The sequence below is a fragment of the Polynucleobacter sp. HIN11 genome, assembly GCF_030297675.1.
Lineage (GTDB): Bacteria > Pseudomonadota > Gammaproteobacteria > Burkholderiales > Burkholderiaceae > Polynucleobacter.
This window is the reverse complement of the sequence record NZ_AP028142.1, coordinates 339,830-361,491: the sequence shown is the minus strand read 5'-3', so window position 1 is coordinate 361,491 and position 21,662 is coordinate 339,830. Positions and strand designations below refer to the sequence as shown.

18 protein-coding genes and 1 tRNA gene are annotated in these 21,662 nt (G+C 46.8%); 6 read left to right on the top strand and 13 right to left on the bottom strand.

Annotation, left to right across the window (positions count from 1 at the left end; translation table 11 throughout):
• Positions 1-44: 44 nt before the first annotated feature.
• Both QUE60_RS01870 and QUE60_RS01865 read left to right on the top strand, forming a co-directional pair.
• Positions 45-461 (top strand): DUF2177 family protein, encoded by a 417-nt coding sequence (locus QUE60_RS01870; protein ID WP_286227018.1) that lies wholly within the window; start codon positions 45-47, stop codon positions 459-461.
• Between the two features lie 9 nt (positions 462-470).
• Positions 471-2,114 carry a SulP family inorganic anion transporter gene (locus QUE60_RS01865; RefSeq protein ID WP_286227017.1) on the top strand — a complete coding sequence of 548 codons (1,644 nt, stop codon included), beginning with the start codon at positions 471-473 and terminating at the stop codon, positions 2,112-2,114.
• Here the strand turns inward: QUE60_RS01865 and QUE60_RS01860 are convergent.
• From QUE60_RS01860 to QUE60_RS01850, 3 genes are read right to left on the bottom strand one after another with little or no spacing between them, the layout of a single operon-like run.
• On the bottom strand, positions 2,111-3,331 hold the full coding sequence (locus QUE60_RS01860; protein WP_286227016.1) for an MFS transporter: 1,221 nt from the start codon (positions 3,329-3,331) through the stop codon (positions 2,111-2,113). The two genes, QUE60_RS01865 and QUE60_RS01860, sit on opposite strands and share 4 nt — an antisense overlap.
• Before the next feature lie 10 nt (positions 3,332-3,341).
• Positions 3,342-4,076: a 2OG-Fe dioxygenase family protein gene (locus QUE60_RS01855; RefSeq protein ID WP_286224135.1), complete on the bottom strand. Its 735-nt coding sequence runs from the start codon at positions 4,074-4,076 to the stop codon at positions 3,342-3,344.
• 7 nt (positions 4,077-4,083) lie between these two features.
• The gene (locus QUE60_RS01850; protein ID WP_286227015.1) at positions 4,084-5,385 is read right to left on the bottom strand and encodes a TAXI family TRAP transporter solute-binding subunit; all 1,302 of its coding nucleotides are present in this window, start codon (positions 5,383-5,385) and stop codon (positions 4,084-4,086) included.
• A 44-nt stretch (positions 5,386-5,429) separates the two neighbouring features.
• On the opposite strand from QUE60_RS01850, the gene QUE60_RS01845 reads away from it, so the two are divergent.
• The gene (locus tag QUE60_RS01845; RefSeq protein ID WP_286227014.1) at positions 5,430-6,197 is read left to right on the top strand and encodes an SDR family oxidoreductase; all 768 of its coding nucleotides are present in this window, start codon (positions 5,430-5,432) and stop codon (positions 6,195-6,197) included.
• A 4-nt stretch (positions 6,198-6,201) separates the two neighbouring features.
• Here QUE60_RS01845 and QUE60_RS01840 read toward each other — a convergent pair whose 3' ends face one another.
• Entirely contained in the window at positions 6,202-7,275 is a 1,074-nt protein-coding gene (locus QUE60_RS01840; RefSeq protein WP_286227013.1) for an extracellular solute-binding protein, read from the bottom strand.
• A gap of 88 nt (positions 7,276-7,363) precedes the next feature.
• Positions 7,364-8,947 carry an ABC transporter permease gene (locus QUE60_RS01835; protein ID WP_286227012.1) on the bottom strand — a complete coding sequence of 528 codons (1,584 nt, stop codon included), beginning with the start codon at positions 8,945-8,947 and terminating at the stop codon, positions 7,364-7,366.
• Positions 8,948-9,028: 81 nt separating this feature from the next.
• On the opposite strand from QUE60_RS01835, the gene QUE60_RS01830 reads away from it, so the two are divergent.
• Complete coding sequence (locus tag QUE60_RS01830; protein ID WP_286224129.1) at positions 9,029-10,099, top strand: ABC transporter ATP-binding protein; 1,071 nt, start codon at positions 9,029-9,031, stop codon at positions 10,097-10,099.
• Positions 10,100-10,103: 4 nt separating this feature from the next.
• Here the strand turns inward: QUE60_RS01830 and QUE60_RS01825 are convergent, their stop codons facing one another.
• Together QUE60_RS01825 and QUE60_RS01820 are read right to left on the bottom strand one after the other, a co-directional pair.
• The gene (locus QUE60_RS01825) at positions 10,104-11,027 is read right to left on the bottom strand and encodes a DMT family transporter (protein WP_286224128.1); all 924 of its coding nucleotides are present in this window, start codon (positions 11,025-11,027) and stop codon (positions 10,104-10,106) included.
• Positions 11,028-11,050: 23 nt separating this feature from the next.
• The gene (locus tag QUE60_RS01820) at positions 11,051-11,218 is read right to left on the bottom strand and encodes a hypothetical protein (RefSeq protein WP_286225710.1); all 168 of its coding nucleotides are present in this window, start codon (positions 11,216-11,218) and stop codon (positions 11,051-11,053) included.
• Positions 11,219-11,398: 180 nt separating this feature from the next.
• Here QUE60_RS01820 and QUE60_RS01815 point away from each other — a divergent pair, with 180 nt between their 5' ends.
• The gene (locus tag QUE60_RS01815) at positions 11,399-12,817 is read left to right on the top strand and encodes a cytochrome C (protein ID WP_286227011.1); all 1,419 of its coding nucleotides are present in this window, start codon (positions 11,399-11,401) and stop codon (positions 12,815-12,817) included.
• A complete protein-coding gene (locus tag QUE60_RS01810) occupies positions 12,790-13,578 on the top strand; it encodes a c-type cytochrome (RefSeq protein WP_286308659.1) in 789 nt (262 codons plus the stop codon). Before QUE60_RS01815 ends, QUE60_RS01810 begins: the two co-directional genes overlap by 28 nt.
• A 161-nt stretch (positions 13,579-13,739) precedes the next feature.
• Here QUE60_RS01810 and QUE60_RS01805 read toward each other — a convergent pair whose 3' ends face one another.
• The 6 genes from QUE60_RS01805 to dnaG all read right to left on the bottom strand — a co-directional run bounded on the left by QUE60_RS01805 (position 13,740) and on the right by dnaG (position 21,647).
• Positions 13,740-14,447 carry an alpha/beta hydrolase gene (locus QUE60_RS01805; protein WP_286227010.1) on the bottom strand — a complete coding sequence of 236 codons (708 nt, stop codon included), beginning with the start codon at positions 14,445-14,447 and terminating at the stop codon, positions 13,740-13,742.
• Between the two features lies 1 nt (position 14,448).
• Positions 14,449-16,089 carry an AAA family ATPase gene (locus tag QUE60_RS01800; protein WP_286227009.1) on the bottom strand — a complete coding sequence of 547 codons (1,641 nt, stop codon included), beginning with the start codon at positions 16,087-16,089 and terminating at the stop codon, positions 14,449-14,451.
• Between the two features lie 305 nt (positions 16,090-16,394).
• Positions 16,395-16,847, bottom strand: a complete 453-nt coding sequence (locus QUE60_RS01795) for a hypothetical protein (RefSeq protein ID WP_286224123.1) — start codon at positions 16,845-16,847, stop codon at positions 16,395-16,397.
• 153 nt (positions 16,848-17,000) lie between these two features.
• A tRNA-Ile gene (locus tag QUE60_RS01790) sits at positions 17,001-17,077 on the bottom strand.
• Between the two features lie 11 nt (positions 17,078-17,088).
• Positions 17,089-19,527, bottom strand: coding sequence for an RNA polymerase sigma factor RpoD (gene rpoD / locus QUE60_RS01785; RefSeq protein ID WP_286227008.1), 2,439 nt, complete (start codon positions 19,525-19,527; stop codon positions 17,089-17,091).
• 233 nt (positions 19,528-19,760) lie between these two features.
• Positions 19,761-21,647, bottom strand: a complete 1,887-nt coding sequence (gene dnaG, locus QUE60_RS01780; RefSeq protein ID WP_286227463.1) for a DNA primase — start codon at positions 21,645-21,647, stop codon at positions 19,761-19,763.
• Positions 21,648-21,662 lie beyond the last annotated feature (15 nt).

Sequence of the window (21,662 nt, the reverse complement as noted above, 5' to 3'; positions counted from 1 at the left end):
ATGTTAAGTCCGATTAACGGTCTGTGCGACTGGTTCTGACCAAAATGCTCAAGTATTTCATCCCCTATTTTGCCTTCCTGCTTTGCCTCTTAGTGATTGATTTAATTTGGTTATTAGGAATTGCCAAAGGCCTGTATCGCAGTGAAATGGGTACCCTCATGTCCCCCAATCCCAATCTGATGGCCGCTTTAGGCTTTTATCTGTTGTACGGACTTGGAGCCCTAATTTTTGTGATTTATCCCGCCCTACAAAAGCAGGTATGGCTTGATGCACTCATTTATGGTGCGCTTTTTGGACTCTTTTGCTACATGACCTATAACCTCACCAATCTAGCTGTGATTCGTGATTTTCCAAGTAAGCTTGCTCTGATTGATATCGCCTGGGGCAGTATTCTGACAGCAACATGCTCAGTGTTGGCCTATGGGATTACTCAGTGGTTGGGGAATTGGTTTAAAACCTAAAAACCTACAATGGCTTTCTTTCGACCAGCCATCCTTGATTCATTTAGCGAGTATTCGCGTCAACAGTTCTCACAAGATGTACTCGCCGGTATCACGGTAGGGGTGATTGCTCTACCACTGGCAATGGCGTTTGCAATTGCTAGTGGCTTAAAACCCGAGGCTGGAATCTTTGCCGCCATTATTGGGGGATTGATTGTCGCGCTATTTGGCGGCACTAAAGTTCAAATTGCAGGGCCTGCTGGTGCCTTTATCGTGATCATTTATGCCATTGTTGATCGCTATGGGGTTGCCAATCTCTTACTCGCCACCACCCTATCAGGTGTTTTTTTATTTCTGATGGGACTGTTTCGCCTAGGAACTCTAGTTCGCTTTATTCCGATTGCCGTGATTGTTGGCTTTACGAATGGTATTGCGGTTCTCATCATTCTTTCGCAAATTAAAGACTTCTTTGGTTTGCAAATTCCACAATTACCATCGCAATTCGTTAGCATGGTACAAACGCTCATTCATCAGGCCGCTACCTGGAACCCAACGACCTTCGCTCTATCACTCTCAAGTCTGCTCTTTCTGATTCTATGGCGACTCTTTCATAAGCGCCTCGGAAAACCGGGGATCATTCCAGGGACCATTTGGGTTCTGGTACTCGCAACTCTGGTAACCACCATTTTTTCATTACCAGTGGAGACGATTGGAACGCGCTTTGGTGGAATTCCATCCGGTCTTCCAAGTCCTCAATGGCAAGGAATTACTTGGGAGAGCGCTCAATTGGTGATTGCCCCAGCGATGACCCTAGCACTATTAGGCGCCATTGAATCCCTGCTCTGCGCTCGTATTGCCGATGGCTTGACGCATGAGCGCCATCGCCCCAATCAAGAGCTCATGGGCCAGGGGATTGCTAACTTTTTCATGCCTTTCTTTGGGGGTATGCCAGTTACCGGTACGATTGCCCGCACGGTCACTAATATTGAATCTGGCGCTAGAACACCAATCTCAGCGATTGTTCATTCAGCCACTCTACTGCTCATCATCGTATTAGCATCACCATTGGCAAAAAATATTCCCTTGGCATGCTTAGCCGCTATCCTCATCTTTATTGCTTGGAACATGGGGGATTGGAAAAAGTTCATCGATGTCCAACAATTTCGTCTGCCCTACCGCATCACCATGATCAGCGTGTTTTTACTCACAGTCACGGTGGATTTAACGGTTGCTGTGCAAGTGGGATTAATCTTGGCGTTCATCACTTTTGTATATCGAATTTCAAGTCTCTCACGAATTGAAAATGCGCCGATCACTGACTTTCCATTTCTTGAGGGTCAAGAGGATAAAGTGGCAGCGTATCGCATTTATGGCGCACTCTTTTTTGGAGCTATTCAGCTGCTTGAAAAAATCGAGCAACGGCTGCCGCAATGTGCGGTGGTATTGGATTTTAAGAATGTAATTTATATGGATGCGACTGGGATGGATAGTTTGATGGAGTTCATGCACCATTGCCAAACTCAGGGCGTAGTAGTTTATATCTGCGGCTTAAATCATCAAACCCATGATATTGCCCTGCGCTCTGGTCTTTACGACAAGATGAGTTCGGAGTATTTCTGCCATGACCTCGCTAGTGGACTTCAAAAAGCCAGAAATGCATTTTTGATAACTTAGCGGACCCAGCCCTTGCGACGTTCATAGATCACAAATAAGACCCCCCAAACTACGATCGAAGCATAGGCCCAAATCCAAGAAACTCGATCGGATTGGGATCCGGTGAGATCAAGCACAAAACCAAAAATGGCTGGGCCCAATAATCCACCCCCAAAACCCATCAGCGAATGTAAGCCCATTGCTGCTCCCTTGAGCTTCTCATCAGCGCTTGTTACTAGCCCCGCGGTCAACGTAGCAGAATCTGCCATGATAAAAATGGCATGACCAATTGCCAGTGCCAAAATAATCCAACTGGCATGGCCCATGGAGTAAGCGAGCGCCACTCCAAAAACAGCGCTGGTGATCATCACAATACACACCCATTGTTGGCGACCCACCTTTAAGGCAAGCTCGTTACCCAAAATCGAGGCAGGTACCCCAAAGAAATTAATGACTCCAGCAAGTGTCGTAGCCGCCAGAATAAATTGCTCGCCCGAAAGCTGGGTGCTAAGGATAAAAAAGGCAACTAACCAACTGCGCGAGGCAAAGAGCTCAAGTGAATGAACGGTATATCCGAGGATGTATCCTGAGGCATTGCGATTTTGCAAAACTTGTTGCCACTTCCGGATCGGAAAAATATTACGCCAATCAATCCTTATATTGTCTTGCCAGTGAGAATGACGTGTTGGCTGAATCAGCACCAACACGATCAGGAGCGAGCATGCTGGACCCAAAGCGACCCAACGGTAAACATGATGCCAATCACCCAGATCGAGGATCCACCCTGAGATGACGTAGGAGAGGCCCGTCCCAACCCCAAAGAACGCCGTATAAAACGCAATATGGCGGGTGATTTCCCCTTGAATAGCTCGATCGGAAAGGATTTTGAGACCTGGCATATAGGTAGCTGCTAACCCAGCGCCGCTCACCATCATACAAGCGCAAGCGCTGATAAAGCCACTGGCGATAAAGCCCATTCCCAATTGACCCGCAATCGCCAACAAACTTCCAGTCATATAGATACGCCGCGCATCCATCTGATCGGTTAGCGCCGTGGCAAATGGCACCACCGCGATATAACCTACGAAGAATGCACTGGCAATTAGGCCGGATTCAAAATTAGAGAGGCCCCACTCGCCTTGCAAAGTGGTTAGGGTCACAGCATATGCAGCAAAGCCCAATAGAGCACCGACTTGGGCTACCAACATCCATGGTGTATTCCCTTTCAGAATGCTCATGACGATTTAATTACTGATCTTGCCGATTTGGAGGCTCTTGAAAACCATTGCGCCGAAAGGTAATCACCAAGGTGTCTCGATAGCCATGGGCTCCGATGGGTTGAATTGGTGTGGTCTCATGAATCATCTTCGCATCATTTAAAACTAAGGCTGTCCAAGAATCCTGCAAGGTAAACCGCAAACCAATCGAGCCTTGTGCTTCAAAAATACGGGTCTCCCCGCCTTTGACACCCACTCGATCCACCAAAATCACCACAACGTAGTCGACACCGTCGCGATGTGCTCCCTCAGGCGTGGGGCGACCGATACCATCACTGGTATCGATCCGAAAAGGATGGGCCTCAACATACCATCTTGGAGATGCAGGAAATAATTGCGAGATCCCCAGCATTAATTGTTGCCAAGTAGAGTTGTTCTGCAATTCGGGCTCTAGGGGCTCAAACCAACGCTCGATCCCGCCATGCAGAGCGTTGTAATCAACCGATTGCCAATGGGCACGATGGGGTGCTAATTCAAGAGTTCCTTGATGAAGCAGATAGCTCGCATGACGACGAAACCGATAGCGTCCCCCATCTTTTAAGTACGGATCGCGCGGCAGATCATTCCAATGGGTCTTCAATGCCCCCAGATCCTTGAGAGGGACCCTCACTAATTGGCTCAGGCTATCGGGGGATATCACCGCATAGCCCCGCTCTTGCAAGGAAAGTTGCAGTTGATCAAATGGGGTAAATGGGGGCGCTAACATTGAAATCTTATTTTGCCTGTTTTAACTGATTACGTACTAAAGCAATATGCGAACGGAGATCATAAAGTTCTTTTGACTGAATTAGGGATACATTGAGTCGCTCAATGCGTTTCTCAAGATCATTTAGCTCAGTCAACAAATGATCCGCATCTCTTGAAGATGCAAAGCGTTTTTCAATATTTTTCAAGACTCTATAGAGTCGGCCCAGCCGAATCTTCAAGCTTAGGTTCAAAATCGCAGGCAGATAGGCAAAAATGGGAAACAAAATGATGAGCAACGGGATCAAAATCTTGATGACGCGCTCAAGCCATACCGCACCCCAAAAAGGCAGATGTCGATAGAAAAATGAAGGGCCGTCTTTTAAGAAAATCTCTGCGTCTAAATCAATTGGAAAATCCAAGCCTTTACTGGAAGGAAACTCACCGGGTTTTTGCAAGCGCGAGTAATTGCGCAATATGTCATATGAAGCACCTAGCAAAAGACTCACCGTAGCAGGATTGATATTCGAATGTGCTACTAAGGTTGCCGTGGGTGCAATCACATGAATATCTTCTTTCGGTAAATCATGTGCAATGCTCACAATGCCCCTTGGGACATCAACCCTCTTGAGAAAAGGCAGAACACGGGTGTATGCCTCTGCTTGATCAAAGTCCATTAGGCGAATGCCGGGTAATTGGTAGAAATCTTTCAATAAGGGCGCTTCGCCAGCAAGAACAATCATGGCAACGTCAATCTCCCCTTTGCGAAGCTGTGAAATCGCTTCATCAGGATTGAGGGTTAATAAATGAAGTTGCGTGGGCTCAATATCATTGAGTTTGAGAATCGCTTGGGAGAGTAAATTTGTGCCGCTCCCCTCATTACCGATTGATACTTTTTTTCCCTTGAGCTGATTCAATTCCTGTAAAGACCTCCCATCTTTGACAAAGGCCTCGGGTCGATACCAAACCCAAAGAGGTTCGTAGAAGAGTCCTGCCAATGCGGTGAGCTTTGAATACCGACTAGGGTCACCTACCCCACTCTGAATAATCGCTAAATCCACTCCCGATTTGGGATCTGCCATTAGCGCCAAGTTATCCGCACTGCCACCCGTATTCCGGATACGCAAGGTGATCTTTTGTTTTGCGAGTTCTGCTTGAAGTTGCGTAGCAAACTGATGGTAGAGCCCCTCCGGAAAACCAGTAGCAATCGTCAATGTCTTGGGAGGCCCAGGCAATATCAGCCAGATCGCCAAAAAGATACTGGCAATGATCGCGATAAATGCCGTCACCAAGTAGGCAGGTCGAGAGGCGATCTGATACAAAAGGTTCATGGCTTTATCATTCTATTTTTAACCATTATGCCCTGATTAAATCCATGCCAACGAACTCAAACTCTCTGCGTGTTGCTCTTATTACCGGTGCCGGAACTGGTATTGGTAAGGCCGCTGCTAAAGCACTGTTATCCGATGGATTCTCGGTCGTGCTTACTGGGCGTAATCTAGAACGTTTGCAAAAAGCAATTAACGATATTGGTGGCAATGCTAGCAATTGCTTAGCGGTGGCGTGTGATGTCGGTAAACCTGAAGAAGTGAAATCATTATTCAGTAAGCTCAAAAATCAATTCGGCCGCATTGATGTACTTTTCAATAACGCGGGGATGGGCGCACCTGCGATCCCGATGGATGAACTCTCCTATGAACAGTGGATGAATGTCGTCAACAGCAATCTTTGTGGCGCCTTCTTATGTGCACAAGAGGCTATGCGGATGATGAAAGCCCAGTCACCACAAGGTGGTCGCATTATTAATAATGGCTCAATTTCAGCCCATGCGCCTAGACCCAATACCGCACCTTACACCGCAACTAAGCATGCAATTACCGGTCTAACCAAATCCATCGCCCTCGATGGCAGGCCATTCAATATTAACTGCGGTCAGATTGATATTGGTAATGCCGCTACTGAAATGACCGAGCGCATGGCCGCCGGAATTATGCAGGCTGACGGCTCGATCAAAGTCGAGCCGCGGATGGATGTTGATCATGTTGGACAGGCTGTTTTACAGATGGCCAAACTGCCGCCCGAAAGCAATATCTTGTTCATGACCATCATGGCAAGCAAGATGCCATTTGTTGGTCGCGGTTAGTCGTCTAGCGATAACCTGCCTGATCCAAGATACGCTGCGCCGCTACTTGATTACGGCCAATGGCAGCGATCGATACTTTTTCGACTTGATAAGGTCCGAGCGCTTTTAAAGCAGGATTGTCGACTTTTACGCCCGTCACAACCGGCCATTCGTTATTACCATCGGCCAGATAGATCTGCGCCGCATCGCTGGCTAGATACTCTAAAAACTTAACGGCTGCTTGCGGATTGGGAGCGTTCTTGGCTACCCCTCCCCCAGAAATATTGATGTGCACACCACCGGCATTTTGATTGGGCCAAATATGACCCACTTTAGCAACCACCGCAATATCCTCAGGCTTGGTCGAGCGCATTAGGCGCGCTAAGTAGTAGGAGTTGGTTAAAGCAACAGCACACTCACCCGATGCAACAGCACGGATTTGATCGGTGTCGCCACCTTTCGGTGCGCGCGCCATGTTGGCAACCATGCCTTTGGCCCACTTTTCAGTGGCCGCAGAGCCATCACGCTCAATCAGAGCACCCACCAATGACAACATATAGGGGTGTGAGCCCGAACGAGTGCATACCTTACCTTTATTGATTGGATCAGCTAACTTTTCGTAAGTGTTCACATCCTCCGGCTTAATACGATCTTTGTTGTACACAATAATGCGCGCCCGAGTTGAAAATCCAAACCAGGTGGTTCCATCCGGATCAGCCTTAGCACGCAGGTTGGCAGGTATGCGCTGATCCAATACCTTCGACTGAATCGGCTTGAACATTCCATTGACTTGAGCGCGCCACAATCGTGCTGCGTCAACAAGCAAGATCACATCGGCTGGGCTTTTGGCACCTTCGCTATTCAAGCGCTCAAGCAAAGCATTGTCGTCTGCCTCAATCCGGTTAATCTTGATACCAGTACTTTTTGTGAAGTTGGCGTAGAGCGATTCATCGGTTTGATAATGACGCGCGGAGTACAAATTAAGAACTGTATTAGGCTCAGCCGCATGGCTAAGTGGGGCACTAATTGCAAAACCCAAACCAAGTACGAAAGATACCTTCTTGATTGAAGATGTGAAGCCTGAGCGAATTCCTTGCATGTCAAACCATTCCTATCAGCAATTACAAAGATTACATTGTAATACGAATGAGAATGATTATCAATAATATTGGTACTTATGTGGTTTTTTAACGTTTCTGAGCAATGGCCCTAGATAGCAAGATCACCGGTAAAAGACCAACCAAAACAATGCTTAAGGCAGGTAAGGCTAATTCGGCCAGACGCTCATCAGCTGCTAATTGATAGGTAGCGACTGCCAAGGTATCTAAGTTAAATGGTCGCAATATTAAGGTGGCTGGCAGCTCTTTCATGACATCAACAAACACAAATAACAAGGCTGTTAAAACACTGCGTCTTAGTAATGGCAGATGAATCCGCCAAATCATCTCCATCGGCTTGGCGCCCAAGAGCGCAGCGGTCCCATCCATCGCTGGGGTAATACGGGTCAGGCCAGTCTCAATACTTTGCAAGCCTGCAGATAAAAAACGAATCAGATAGGCGTAAACTAATACTCCAACGCTTACCGACATCAACCAAGCAATATCCAATAAACCCAATAGAGACAAAATACCGACTCCCAAAACTGCACCCGGCAAGGCATAGCCAACCGTAAGCAAGCGATTGACCCCTTGCAACGTTTTGCTTTGAGTGAGGCGTGCCGCATACGCCAAAAAGAGTGCGCAGAATACAGCCAATATCGCAGTGAACGCGGATAAGCTTAAGGAATTTTTTAACCACCCCCAATAGCGCGGATCAGCCTCTAGCCCCTGCTCGCTTAGAAGATCAAATAAAACTGCCATTGGCAAAACAAATGCAAAAAATAGGGTTAAGGCGCAGAATAAAAATGCGTAGAGCGCATGCGAACCGACTAAGCGTTTTGGGATCGCAGGTCGGGTATTCGTGTTAGCGAGGGCATAGCGTTGCCTGGCTCGATTATGACGCTCCCAATAAAACACGATGAGGACAAAACTTAAGAGCATGAGGGATAGATGAACTGCAGCACTGCGGTCCCCAAACGATAACCAAGCCTTAAAAATGCCGGTCGCAAAGGTTTGCAAGCCAAAGTACGATACTGCTCCAAAATCGGCTAAGACCTCCATCAGTGCCAACGCAATACCGGTAAAAATTGCGGGTCTAGCCATGGGCAATACTAGCTTCATGAATGCTTGCACACTGGTGTACCCCAGAGTCTCGGCAACCTCCATAAATCGTGCACTTCGATCTAAAAAAGAGGTGCGAGCCACTAAGTAAACGTATGGATATAAACACATGGAGAAGGTCCAAATCGCACCTCCCAAAGAACGCGGATCGGGCAATGCCAATGAAAGACCTAAATTCTCACGCAACATAGTTTGCACAGGCCCTGCGTGCTGCAAAAAATCCACAAACAAATACGCCATCACATAGGCAGGAACTGCAAGGGGCAGGATCAAGGCCCATTCAAAGATTGCCTTTCCTGGAAATTGATAGTTCGCTACTAGCCACGCATTACCAACGCCCAATACAAAGACGCCGATACCAACGCCTAAACACAACAAGATCGTCGTGACAATGTAATCGGTCAGCACGTAGTTCCAGAGGTGGGTTAGCGTACTCTCGGCGACTATCCCATCGGATAGGGTGGGGCTAGGTTGACCCAATAAAGCTGCCAAGATCAACCCTAGAATCGGAAGACTGAGGGCGAGGGCTAAAAGAATGGAGCTAGTGCGCATCGACTGCTGTGAAGGATCAAATAAATAGGTAGGTTATGGTGTTTTTATGAATTTTTATGATTCAATGCGAAAATTATAGGGATGAATTCCAATCCAGCCCTGATTTCCCTTGAAAACATTGCCATTGAGTTTCCAAAGCAGGAAGGCTCAGGCTTTATTCGAATTGTGAATGGGCTCAGTTTCCAACTTCCCAAAGGGGATATTGCCTGTCTATTGGGCCCCTCCGGCTGTGGCAAATCTACGGTTCTACGCGCCATTTGCGGCTTTGAGCCCGTGCAAACTGGAGAAATCAAGATTTATGGCAAAACGGTGAGCTCACCAGGTATTCGAGTTCCACCAGCAGAGCGCAAAGTGGGGATGGTTTTTCAGGACTTTGCCCTCTTTCCACACCTAAGCGTTCTCGAGAATGTCATGTTTGGACTACGCACGGGTACAACAGCAGAGCGTGAAACTGTTGGGATGCAATGGTTAGAACGCGTAGCACTTGCCGATAAAGCAAGCGCTTATCCTCATGAGCTCTCGGGTGGACAACAACAACGCGTGGCTCTGGCACGTGCAATGGCTCCCGAACCCGATCTCATTTTGCTCGATGAGCCCTTCTCCAACTTGGATATTGATTTGCGTGAACGTCTGGCTAGTGAGATGCGCGACATCCTCAAGGCCAATGGAGTTACCGCTCTTCTAGTCACGCACGATCAATTTGAAGCGTTCGCAATTGCTGATCACATTGGGGTGATGAACGAGGGCAAAATTATTCAGTGGGATACACCTTATGACCTTTATCACAAGCCTAATACACGGTATGTCGCTGAGTTTATCGGTCGCGGGGTATTTATCAAAGGCAAAACCCAAGATGGTGGTGCCGTTGAAATTGAACTCGGTCAGTTACAGTTAGACCCAGGTGACGAACTAAGTCCTGGAAAACAAATTGATGTGCTCTTACGCGCTGACGATATTCAGCATGATGATGAAAGTCCGATGCAAGCTGAGGTTGTACGCAAAGCGTTTCGGGGAGCTGATTTTTTATACACCCTCAAACTTAGCTCAGGTCAAGAGGTATTTGCCTTTGTTCCCAGCCACCATAATCACGCCATTGGTGAAAAGATTGGGATTCGCTTAGGCGCGGATCACGTGGTCACGTTCAAAAACTAAGCAACTACTCCGTTGGGGTTGGATTTTGATTGGGCTTGTTGCCAATCGATAGCAAGATCGCAATACCAATTAGTACAACCACAATACCAGCAAGCTGTAATGTGCTCACAGGCTCACTCAAGAAATACCAACCCAAGAATGCCGTTCCCACCGGGCCAATGGTGCCTGCCTGAGCGGTCAAGCTTGAGCCAATACGATTGACGGCCATCATGATAAAGAGCATGGGCATGAAGGTACAAAACAAGGCATTGACGAGAGCAAAGTAATACACCTCGGGCTGTTGTACAAAAAGTTGATCGGCCCCCAGAACGAGGGATTGAATACAGGTTGCGACCGTGGCTGATGCACTTGCAAGCGCAACCAGTCTGATGCTGCCTACACGACCGACTAGCTCACCCGCAAAAATTAAGTAGATCGAATAAACCACAGCCGCTAGAAAGACCAAAATACTGCCCAAGACAACGGCGCCATGCTCATTCAATTGAATATCGTGCATAAATACCATCACAATTCCTAAATAAGCAACGACCATTGCCCAATATTGCCTGCGAACAATCTCTTTTTTAAGAAAGAATTTTGAAAGCACTAAAACAATGGCTGGGGTCAAGTACAAAATGACCCTCTCTAAGCCTGCTGAGATGTAATGCAATCCTAAAAAGTCTAGATAGCTCGATAAAAAATAGCCTAATAAGCCAATCGCACAGACTTTAATTACATCTTTCCTAATGAGAGGCTGCGGCGATGTGGCTCTCTGGTTCCACCAAACTGCTAGCCAAAAGATGGGGAGTGAAAACACCATGCGGAGTGTCAAAACGACATCCGCAGTCGCACCATATTGGTAAGAAAATTTCACCACAATTGCTTTAGCAGCAAATAGGATGGCTCCTAGACTGGCAAGAATGATGGAGAGGTAAAAGCCTGACTGCACTAGCGCTTTCTAAAAATAGTCACCTATTCTTCCCATGGAAATCGTTGGCGTGATAACTCTTCCATGATCTCGCGCTTACTCATGGTGGGCTTGGGCTCAGATTTGATCTCAGCCTTGAGTTGGCTTGAGGATTGATCTTCCTCCTTTGCTTGATCAACTGAATTTGTATTGTTTGGCTCAGATGAATTCATGATGCTTAGATTGTAAGGTTATATTGGTAAGATGCCGCTGATCTAAAAATAAGCTGCCATCGATAACGATGAGTGCTTTGTATTTCATAGCTGAAGCAGTTCATCTAGTGGATTCAAAATTTACTTTTTATTGCGCTTTCTTTTTGGCAAAATACTGTCAAGTATTTCTACATAAATAATATGTTTCTTAAATTCAAATTTTTTGCGTTTTTTATTATTTTATTTAGCATTGCTGAATCTAGCAACGCAATACCGCTCTTCTCGAGACAAACGGGTCAGAACTGCGTCTCATGCCATGCTGGCGGTCAATATCCTGAACTAACCCCTTATGGTAGATATTTTAAGCTCACCGGTTACACGTTGGGAACCCGTCAAGATTTACCCATTTCGATTCAATTTGTTGGTGGTGCTGCTACCAGTACCAATGGTAATAATGGCACTGGGCAGACTCAGCAAAGTGGCAAACTAGAACCAAATTATCTTTTTCTTAATGTAGGTGGTAAGATTTTCGATAACTTCGGTGCTTTTAGTCAGTGGTACTACGCATTTGATGAGCAAACTAGTGGTGGAGGCTCAGTCAAAAATCAAAACAGTTTTGCTGCCGATGTTCAGGATTGGCGTTATGCTGACCGCTTTGTGGGTGGCGATGGCATCATTAAAGATATTATTTGGGGTGCCTCACTTAATAATTATGCGGGCGTTACTGATGTCTGGAATTCTTCTCCAATGTGGATGTATCCCTACATGGGCTCTAACAGAAACTCGTCAACATATGGACTTCCCTTCAACACCAAACTAAGCGCTTATGGCATCAACGCTCCCGGCTATGGTGTTTATGCATATATTAATAATAATTTTTATGGTGAACTTAACCTATATCAATCAGGTGGTTCGGGACTATTGTCTTGGATGACTTACCCCGCATCAAATAGCAATCCGAATAACGCACCAACATACCTTCAAGGACTTAATCCTTATTTTCGGTTTGCCTATCAAAGTAATGAGCGAAATGGCCACAATTGGATGATTGGATTTCTTGGATCGAATATTAATCAATATCAAAGCTGCTCGACCGTTGCCAATAGCGCTCAATTCACTGGCAACATTCCATCGTGCTTGGCAATAAACTCGCCCGCTCTGGGCTCAGGCACTGTGCAATATCAGGATCGAGCAGTTGATGGGCAGTATCAATACTTAGTGGATCCTCATACTGTTACTGCGCAAGCCCGCTTTACTCAAGAAAATATCACTGATGCAAACAATATTCTTTACAGCAATACAAATAACAATCTCAATTCATTGATTGCTAAAATCAGCTATGTCTACAAAGCAACTTATGGTGCTGGCCTTGGCTACTTAAGTGTTTCTGGTTCAGCAGATGCTCGATATGGAACGAATGCCATTAGCGGTGCAAACTTACAGCCAAACTCAGTCGCCTGGATGCCATCTATTTGGTATCAACCACTCCAAAATATCCGAATTACCTATACGTATACAGCATTTACTCAGTTTAATGGTGGCAATAAAAACTACAACGGATTAGGCACCAACGCAAGCGCAAATAACGCATCATGGTTTTACGTTTGGATTGCAATGTGATGTTAGTGAGATACAAAAACATTAACAAAATTGGTGTCTTAAGGATATTCCTTGGTTTACTGGTATCTGGAATATTTTCAGGCTGTACATACTTCAATTCGACCCCCCCTATAAGTACTCTTGAAAACCCATCACGGAGTAGAACCATTGGTGATTATCCAGTTTCTGGAAAAGTTCTTGCCGTTCAGATTTGCTCATCTTGTCATGGGCTTGATGGCTACTCAAACACTCCGATCATGCCCAATCTTGCTGGACAGCAAAAAGAGTATTTAATAAATCAATTAAATGATTATCGAGATCAGACTCGTCGAAATGAATATGGCGTGATGTATATGTGGGGCATGGCTAGAGGACTATCCGACTCACAAATTAATGAGCTTGCTGAGTACTTTTCTCAATTAAAGATTAAACCTCAGAAGACCACTTATACATCTGAGTCGATAACTCGAGGAAAAGAAATTTTCGAAAAGGGAATACCCCAGCAATCTGTTTTACAGTGCAATTCCTGTCATGGCAATGAAGGTCAGGGACAAGGCTCAATACCTCGAATTGCTGGTCAGAAAGCTTTCTATAACCAAAAACAGCTTAACCTTTGGAAAAATCCTGATCAAAAAAGATTTATGGAAATTGGCGGCACAACATGGTCGGCGAAAACTATTCACTTTGAACGTCCGCGAGGCAATCTCATGCAAATGATTTCAAAAGGACTGTCTGATAGTGATATAAAAGCAGTTACTGAATATCTTGAAACAATGAATTAATCCGATATCTTTTAGTTAATTGCTAATTACAAATTTTTACGTATACATAATTAAAGCAGAGGTAACCTCTACTTCAATCAATTTTTTGATTGCAACCCTCTGAGTGCTGTTTATCAGTCCCATGGGAATTTCTGTATTTCAAGCGTGGCTTTTTACGTCTATTACGTCGGTTTCAGGAAGAAATCAATCGCCAAGGCAACTACTGGTGGCTCGATGCGGTGCGGGCCTTTGAATTCTAAAGAAGTTACGTCATAACCTGCGGCTTTAAGTTTGGTTACGTGAGGACGTGCACTAGTTTCAATTGACAATTGCTCATCTTCCAAACCGTGGGCGATGAAAATGCGGGGTGCGCCATTTTGTTGAAGGGCCGACATAAAGCCTCCAGAAAATACGATCACATGACTTACAAAGTCGCCATTGGTCAGACCTAGTGACAGTGCATAGCTGCCTCCGTCTGAAAACCCAGCAAATCCCAAGTGGGATGGATTAATAGAAAAACGTGAGGCTACTTCGTGCAATGCTTTGTCTAGCCGCTCTAGGTCTGGGCCATTACCACCCACAACCAAATCCCAAGTCGGAAACTGAGACTGCGGCAGCAGAAGTAAAAAGCCATGCTGACGCGCATGCTCGATCAAAAATGGCAACACTTTATCAGCGCTGCCACCAGCACCATGAAACATCACAAGCAGAGCAACTGGAACTCCAGGCTGGAGATCTTCCGGCACGATCAATACTGCATCGCGCTCGCTAGCAATACCCAGGTTGTGACGACCAGCGGGCAAGGCTTGCCTGTCAGGCACAGTACCAGGCCGAAAACTGAGCCGGCCCAGCAGCAAATCTCCAAGGAGGGATGTGTCAAACGTTGCCATCTTAGACGGATTTGCTGATACTGCGAAAAGCCGCGCACTGAGCAAATGCATCTTCGTTCAGTAACAAATTCCTACCCTTGCAGAATTTGAGCGTCAGCTTGAGCAACTCCTTGATATCGCGGCCGCTGGCAGCTGGGTAAGTTACTATCAAGCGCTCAACTAGGTCATCAGACAGCTCGGTGTTGAACTGCTGCGCGAGCGATTTCCATAATTGTTTCGCCTGCTCTTGTGTCGGCGTCTCGAACTGGATGATAGCGATGCAGCGCGATAGGACAGCATCATCAATATCGGCTACGCGGTTGGTGGTCATGAACAGCAAACCGTTGAAGTACTCGAGGGTCCGCAGAAACTCGGCCACGATGGCGTTATGCTCCAGATCATTGTCGCGGCGGCGAATGTAGACGTCAGCCTCGTCGAGCAATAGCACCGAATCCCAGCGCGCAGCACGCCGCAGGATTTTCGAAAGGTTAGCCTCCACTGAGCTTGCCGTCACCCCGAGTTGACCAGAATGTACACGGTATAACGGTTTTTTGACCACTTCGGCATAGACCTCTGCTGTCAGCGTCTTGCCAAGCCCAGGCGCCCCTTTACACAGAATGGTTGTCCCGCCTGACTTACCCTCGACAATGTCTTCCATTAGGAAGTTACGATCAGCGGTCAAGATATCAATCAAGTTGCGATGAGCATTTGGCAGAACGAGCTTGTCACGCAATTCTGGCTTATAACGATAAGCCTTCACATTTTGCACATGAGCCCATATGCTGCGGTGGTAATCCAGGTGAAATAGGTGTAGATAGCAATGCTGGGGAATCCTCTCAAAACCCTCGCTAATGCCGCTTGCTCGCCAGAAGATTGCGTCAGCGGTGGTATCGAAGTGGCGTTCCAGTAGCTCTTCATCATTGACGCATCGAGCTGTTGTACCGGCCTGCAGCCTCAGGCATTCGAGTTGTGGACGAGACCCTTCGCTCGACATCCAGACAGTGCCAGAAACAGTAAATTGCGCACCAAACTTCGGTTGCATTTGCATGAAATGTTTCAAGTGTGTCTCGTATTCGTTTTTGAATTCCACACATTCTTTGAAGTAACCATAGCCCGTCATCAATTCAGGAATCGTGCAATCCTGAATATCTTCGGCGTAAAAGGTGATACTGTTGGTCATGCCGGTGCGCCTTAACCTCGGATCGTTAATTGGCTCACGATCTGCGGCCTGCAAGGTATTCGCCAGAAGGCCGATGATGACGTAAGCTGCGCCATCGACAGGCTGTACATAGCGCATCGAATGGACGAGCCAGGGCAGCAACACACCATCCTTGCCAAGTTTGTAGAGCCAGCCATCGATCATGTCGCGCGACAGCCAAGCGATCAGACCAGGGATCAGATGCTCCAAGCTTGGGATTTTTCGGGCAGCCGGCGCAGCATGGATATTGTCCAGCGCAATCATTTGGAACATCAGCTCACGCTCGTCGGCCGTGCGGCACAGGCCGTAGAGCGTGTTCAATGAAGTGGCATCGAAAAGACGGCTGGATACCACACGTTTACCACGGGAAAGGCCGTACTCGCTAAGCCGCTTCGCGAGGAGCGTATCCCCATCGATCATTCCAAGAAGCGTATTGGCTAGGGTTTCTGGTATTTCGAATTCCATGTGCTCCTTTTACTGTTCTACTCGTTGAATAAATCATAGAAAGCAAGGTCTGAAATATGATTGACTGCAGTCAATGCAAGCCAAAATTGGGTCTATTTTAGGCATGGTATGTGCCCTAGTAACACTCAAAAAACAAAAACCCCAGGATTACTGATGAGGGTTTTTGTATTCTAGTGGGCCCACCGGGACATGAACCTGGGACCAAAAGATTATGAGAGCAGACAACCAAATAAAACCATTAGGATTTCAAGAGCTTACGTCTCCTGTTTATTGGTGTGTGAGTATTTGTGTGATTACTTTTAGGTTTATTTATTAAATTCAATCACAGCACCTTCGGGAGCAATAACAACCGGCCCCTTAGACCAGCCTTTTAGATCAACTAGGACATTTTTATTATTGCGAATTCTTGATTGCCCAGTTGCCTCCATACCAGTAGTGACTGCAGTGAAAGTGCCTGCAAAATCAGATGCCTTGTTGAGGTTATAGACAGTCGCATCGGCAACGAGTTGGGCTGCGCCAATTTGGTTTTCATTTAAACCAATTCCTTTGACTGTAAACGGATATTTTTTACCTTGGTAAGTTAGAACGCCACTGGCATTACTCACTTTTTGTCCGGAACTTAACGCGTATACCTTAAGATCAAATGTAGCGGTCGCCGATACAGTAGGCGAAGGAGCGCTGCCTTGCGCATTCGCAACTCCGATGGCAGAACAAAGGCTTACTGCCAAGGATACAACCACTACTTTAAGGCGATTCATAGAAATTCTCCATTTATATAATTTAAATTAATCACTACATGGGGTGGATGTGTTTTATTAACTCCAAAAACTATATCAGATGCTAATGCAATTAATTTGGATGTATCGCAAGACCTAAAAAAATACCAACCCGAAGATTGGTATTTTCATTTCTGGTGGGCCCACCAGGACTTGAACCTGGGACCAAAGGATTATGAGTCCTCTGCTCTAACCAACTGAGCTATGGGCCCCTAAGACTTCATCAATCTTCTTCGAGGAAGGTTTTCAACTTATCACTGCGGCTTGGATGACGCATCTTACGCAATGCCTTCGCTTCGATTTGACGAATGCGTTCACGCGTCACATCAAACTGCTTACCAACTTCTTCGAGGGTATGATCGGTACTCATCTCAACACCAAAACGCATCCGCAATACTTTTGCCTCGCGCGGTGTTAAGGAATCAAGCACATCCTTCACTACATCGCGCATCGAGTCATGCAGTGCGGCTTCGGCAGGTGCCAAGGTATTGGAATCTTCAATGAAGTCGCCCAAATGTGAATCCTCATCATCGCCAATCGGGGTTTCCATAGAAATCGGTTCTTTTGCGATCTTCATGATCTTCCGAATCTTGTCCTCTGGAATCTCCATCTTCTGTGCCAAGGTTGCAGCATCGGGCTCATGACCAGTCTCTTGCAAAATCTGGCGACTAATGCGATTCATCTTATTGATGGTCTCAATCATGTGTACTGGGATACGGATCGTTCTCGCCTGATCTGCGATCGAGCGAGTAATTGCCTGACGAATCCACCAGGTCGCATAAGTAGAGAACTTGTAACCACGACGGTACTCAAACTTATCGACTGCTTTCATGAGGCCAATATTGCCCTCTTGAATCAGATCCAAGAACTGCAAGCCACGGTTGGTGTACTTCTTAGCAATCGAGATTACTAAGCGCAAGTTTGCGACCGTCATCTCGCGCTTCGCTTCCCGCGCACGCTTCTCACCGGCAATCATTTGCTTATTCACTTCTTTGAGCTCATTGAGCGGTAGGACCACTTTGGTCTGAATATCGATCAACTTTTGTTGTAGCTCTTGAATCGCTGGGACATTGCGCTCTAAGAGAGCGCTGTAGGGTTTTGGCTCTTTGAGAAGATTTGCGGTCCAACGCAAGTTCATGGCCATTTTTGGAAATGCTTGTAGAACTTCAGCGCGCGGGATCCCGATCTTATCAACCAGAATACTCACAATGCCACGCTCAAGCTTCCATACTTCATCGACTTGGGCACGCATGGTGTCGCAGAGCTTTTCAACACTCTTTGCTGTTAAGCGAAAGCCAAGTAACTCGTTTCGAATCGCATCTTGCGCTTTTAAATAACCTGGTGAGTTATAACCATCGCGGTCGTGGGCGCGACGCATCTTGTCAAACTGCGTCCGAATCACCGCAAACTTTTCAAGGGAACGTTGCTTGAGCTCTTCGAGTTGCTTCGCACTAGCAGTACTCGCGCCACCACCGCCACCTTCATCATCATCGCCCTCTTCGCCCTCATCCATCATCTCCAGATCCTCGGGCTCATCGGCAGCCATCGGAATATCTTCAGCATTAGGATCTACTAGGCCATCGACAAACTGATCGATTTCCATCTCTCCGGAAACAATCTTGTCAACATTGGTGAGGATCTCTGAAATGGTGACGGGGCAAGCAGAAAGAGCCATCACCATATCTTTGAGACCGGCTTCGATCTTTTTGGCGATCACGATCTCACCCTCGCGGGTTAAGAGATCGACGGTACCCATCTCGCGCATATACATGCGCACGGGGTCAGTAGTACGACCGAACTCCGAGTCAACGGTTGAGAGAGCAGCTTCAGCTTCTTCTTCCGCCTCTTCTTCCGAGGTTGCGGTAGGGCCATGTTCATTTAAGAGTAAGGTTTCTGCATCGGGAGCTTGCTCATAGACGGTAATCCCGATGTCATTAAGTAGGCCGATCAGAGTTTCAAGGGCGTCCACCTCTGATAACTCATCGGACATGACATCGTTCATCTCGCCATGAGTTAAGTAACCCTTAGACTTACCCATTTTGATGAGGGTCTTCAAACGTGCACGGCGTAACTCTTGCTGCTCTTCACTACCCAATTGTTGTGCAGCAAACTCTTTGAGGAGTGCTTTTTCTTTTGCTTTGCGATCGCGTGCTTTTTGGCGATCGGTGCGATTATCAACACCAGGCTCACCCGCTACTTCGACCTTTGGTTTACGACCACGCGTCTTTTTAATCGGCTGACCATTTTCATCCAACTCAACCGCTGCCTCTTTGGCTTTTAACTTGGCGGCTTTTGCTTCCGCCTTAGCTTGTTCCTTCGCCGCCTTCTCTTGCGCTTTCTTCAGGGCCTTCTCTTCAGCTGCTTTTTTAGCCAACTCTTTCGCGGTCAGCTTTGGTGCCGCTTTCACTGATTTAGCACTTGGCTTGGCAGTCTTTGCTGTCGGCTTGGCAGTTTTGGAAACCACTTTTTTAGCTGGCGCCTTTATTGCCTTACCCGCAGGTTTGCTCACTTTTTTTACTGGAGCCTTGGCGGGCTTCTTAGCAACCGCTTTTGCTGACTTCTTTGCCGGAGCAGCAGGCTTTGCTTTTTTAACCGGTGCCTTAGCTTTAGGTGCCGGTTTTGCTAATTTTTTAGGAGCGACTTTGGAAGCTGGTTTTTTCATGGATATCTTTGCAATCGATCAATCTAATAAGTTAGTAAATACTCACTTAAGCCATATTTCCTGATGATCTGGTTCATTTGCCCGCATCGATCATCCAAAGGTACTCAGGCCATGGAGGTAAGTGGCTGATTCAAATAGTTTTTTCTGGAAGTGCATATTATACTCGATTGAGCCAATCAAGACCTACAAAAGCTTAAAAAATATCGATTTAAGCCATTTATTTTCTGATTTTCCTACTGCCTACTCAAACGCTGACTAATTTCCCGGTAGCGCTCTAAATCCTGTGTATTTGCAGTTCCCTGAGTCATTTTTTCGGTAATTTCAGTCATTTCGGCTTTCAAATGACCAAGTTCTAGCTTATTTAAGACTCCCTCCAGATCCTCTTTTGCTCCAAGATACTCAATCTCAGAACCCAAAATGCGTTGCCTGAGGATTTGGTACAAATCGGCCAATGGACTGGTTGCTAACTGATCCTGAAAAACCGCAAAAGAGGAGTTTGGATTTTGCGAATTAATCTCCAAAATGTCGCACTGATGAATCAGGTCGCCCATTAAATCATGCGCCTTATCCGATCGTTTTTTGGCGACCTCCAATGCCAATTGACGTTGATCGGCTGTCATATTTTTTCCTAGAACCGGAAACTGAATCAATAAACGCATGATGTGTTCCGATAAGTCGGTTGGCTTTGGTGGTTCAACCTTGGGATGCGACTGTTTTGCCGATCTTGGGGCGATTGGTTTTGTCATTGCCAGTTTGATAGTCTGCGATTTGGTTTGGGCTTGAGTGGTAGGGAGCGGAGTTTTAGTAGCAGAAGTCAATGCACAAAATTGCTCAAGCTCACTCACACTCGATGCGGTACGATTCGCAAGCTCACGCAGCAGTTGAGACCGCAAAGCAATCGCTGGCATCGATTGCAACCAGGGCTTAGCAACATGGTGGGTTTTAGCGCGACCCTCTGGAGTTGCTAGATCATTACCCTCGCTCGCAAGCTTGAAAAAGAATCCGGATAAGGGCATCGCCTGATGAATTGCTTGCTCAAACGCGGCAGCGCCATATTGACGAATATAGCTATCGGGATCGTGCTCACTGGGCAAGAATAAAAAACGAATTTCTTTATCGTCACTCAAGATGGGTAGGGTTGCCTCCAGCGCACGCTGCGCCGCACGTTGACCCGCCGCATCCCCATCAAATGAAAATACAATCCGATCGGTTTGGCGCAATAAAGAGCGCACATGAAAGGGTGTGCACGCAGTCCCCAAGGTGGCAACCGCATTGGCAAAACCTAGTTGGGCCAAAGCCACCACATCCATATAGCCTTCACAGACCAAGACAAATCCGCGATCCCGAATCGCTAAGCGTCCCTCAAATAATCCATAAAGAGTATTTCCTTTGGAAAACAATGGGGTCTCTGGAGAATTTAAATACTTAGGCTCCCCTTGATCTAAGATGCGGCCGCCAAAGGCAATTACTTGTCCTTTGGGATTTCGAATGGGGAACATGATCCGATCTCGAAAGCGGTCATAACGTTTGGTCTTGCCCTGACTGTCGGTACCCTCCCCCTGGATAATCAAGCCAGCCTCGATCAGTAATTTGGCAGTTTCATCTTTGCTGTACGAATCAAATACCGCCTCGAGTCCCTGCCAGCCATCAGGTGCATACCCAAGGCCATAGCGCTTGGCAATCTCGCCGGTCAAACCACGCCCCTTCAGGTAGTCAATGGCCCGCTGCGATCCTTTTAGTTGCTGAGAATACCAATCGCTCGCCATAGTCATTACTTCGCCCAGGGCCAAGGCTTGCTTTTGCGCAATCACATCACGAACATTGCGCTCTTCACGGGGAACAGACAGACCCACCGAGCGGGCGAGATCTTCAATCGCATCCACATAAGACTGTCCGGAGTACTCCATCATGAAGCCAATTGCCGACCCATGCGCCCCGCACCCGAAGCAGTGATAGAACTGCTTGGTGGGGGATACTGAAAACGAGGGTGACTTCTCTTGATGAAAAGGACATAAGCCTTGATAGTTCGCGCCCGCCTTTTTGAGTTTGACGTGCTTGCCCACCACATCCACAATATCGACCCGATTGAGTAAATCGGAAATAAAGGATTGGGGAATCAGGGCCATAAACGAATC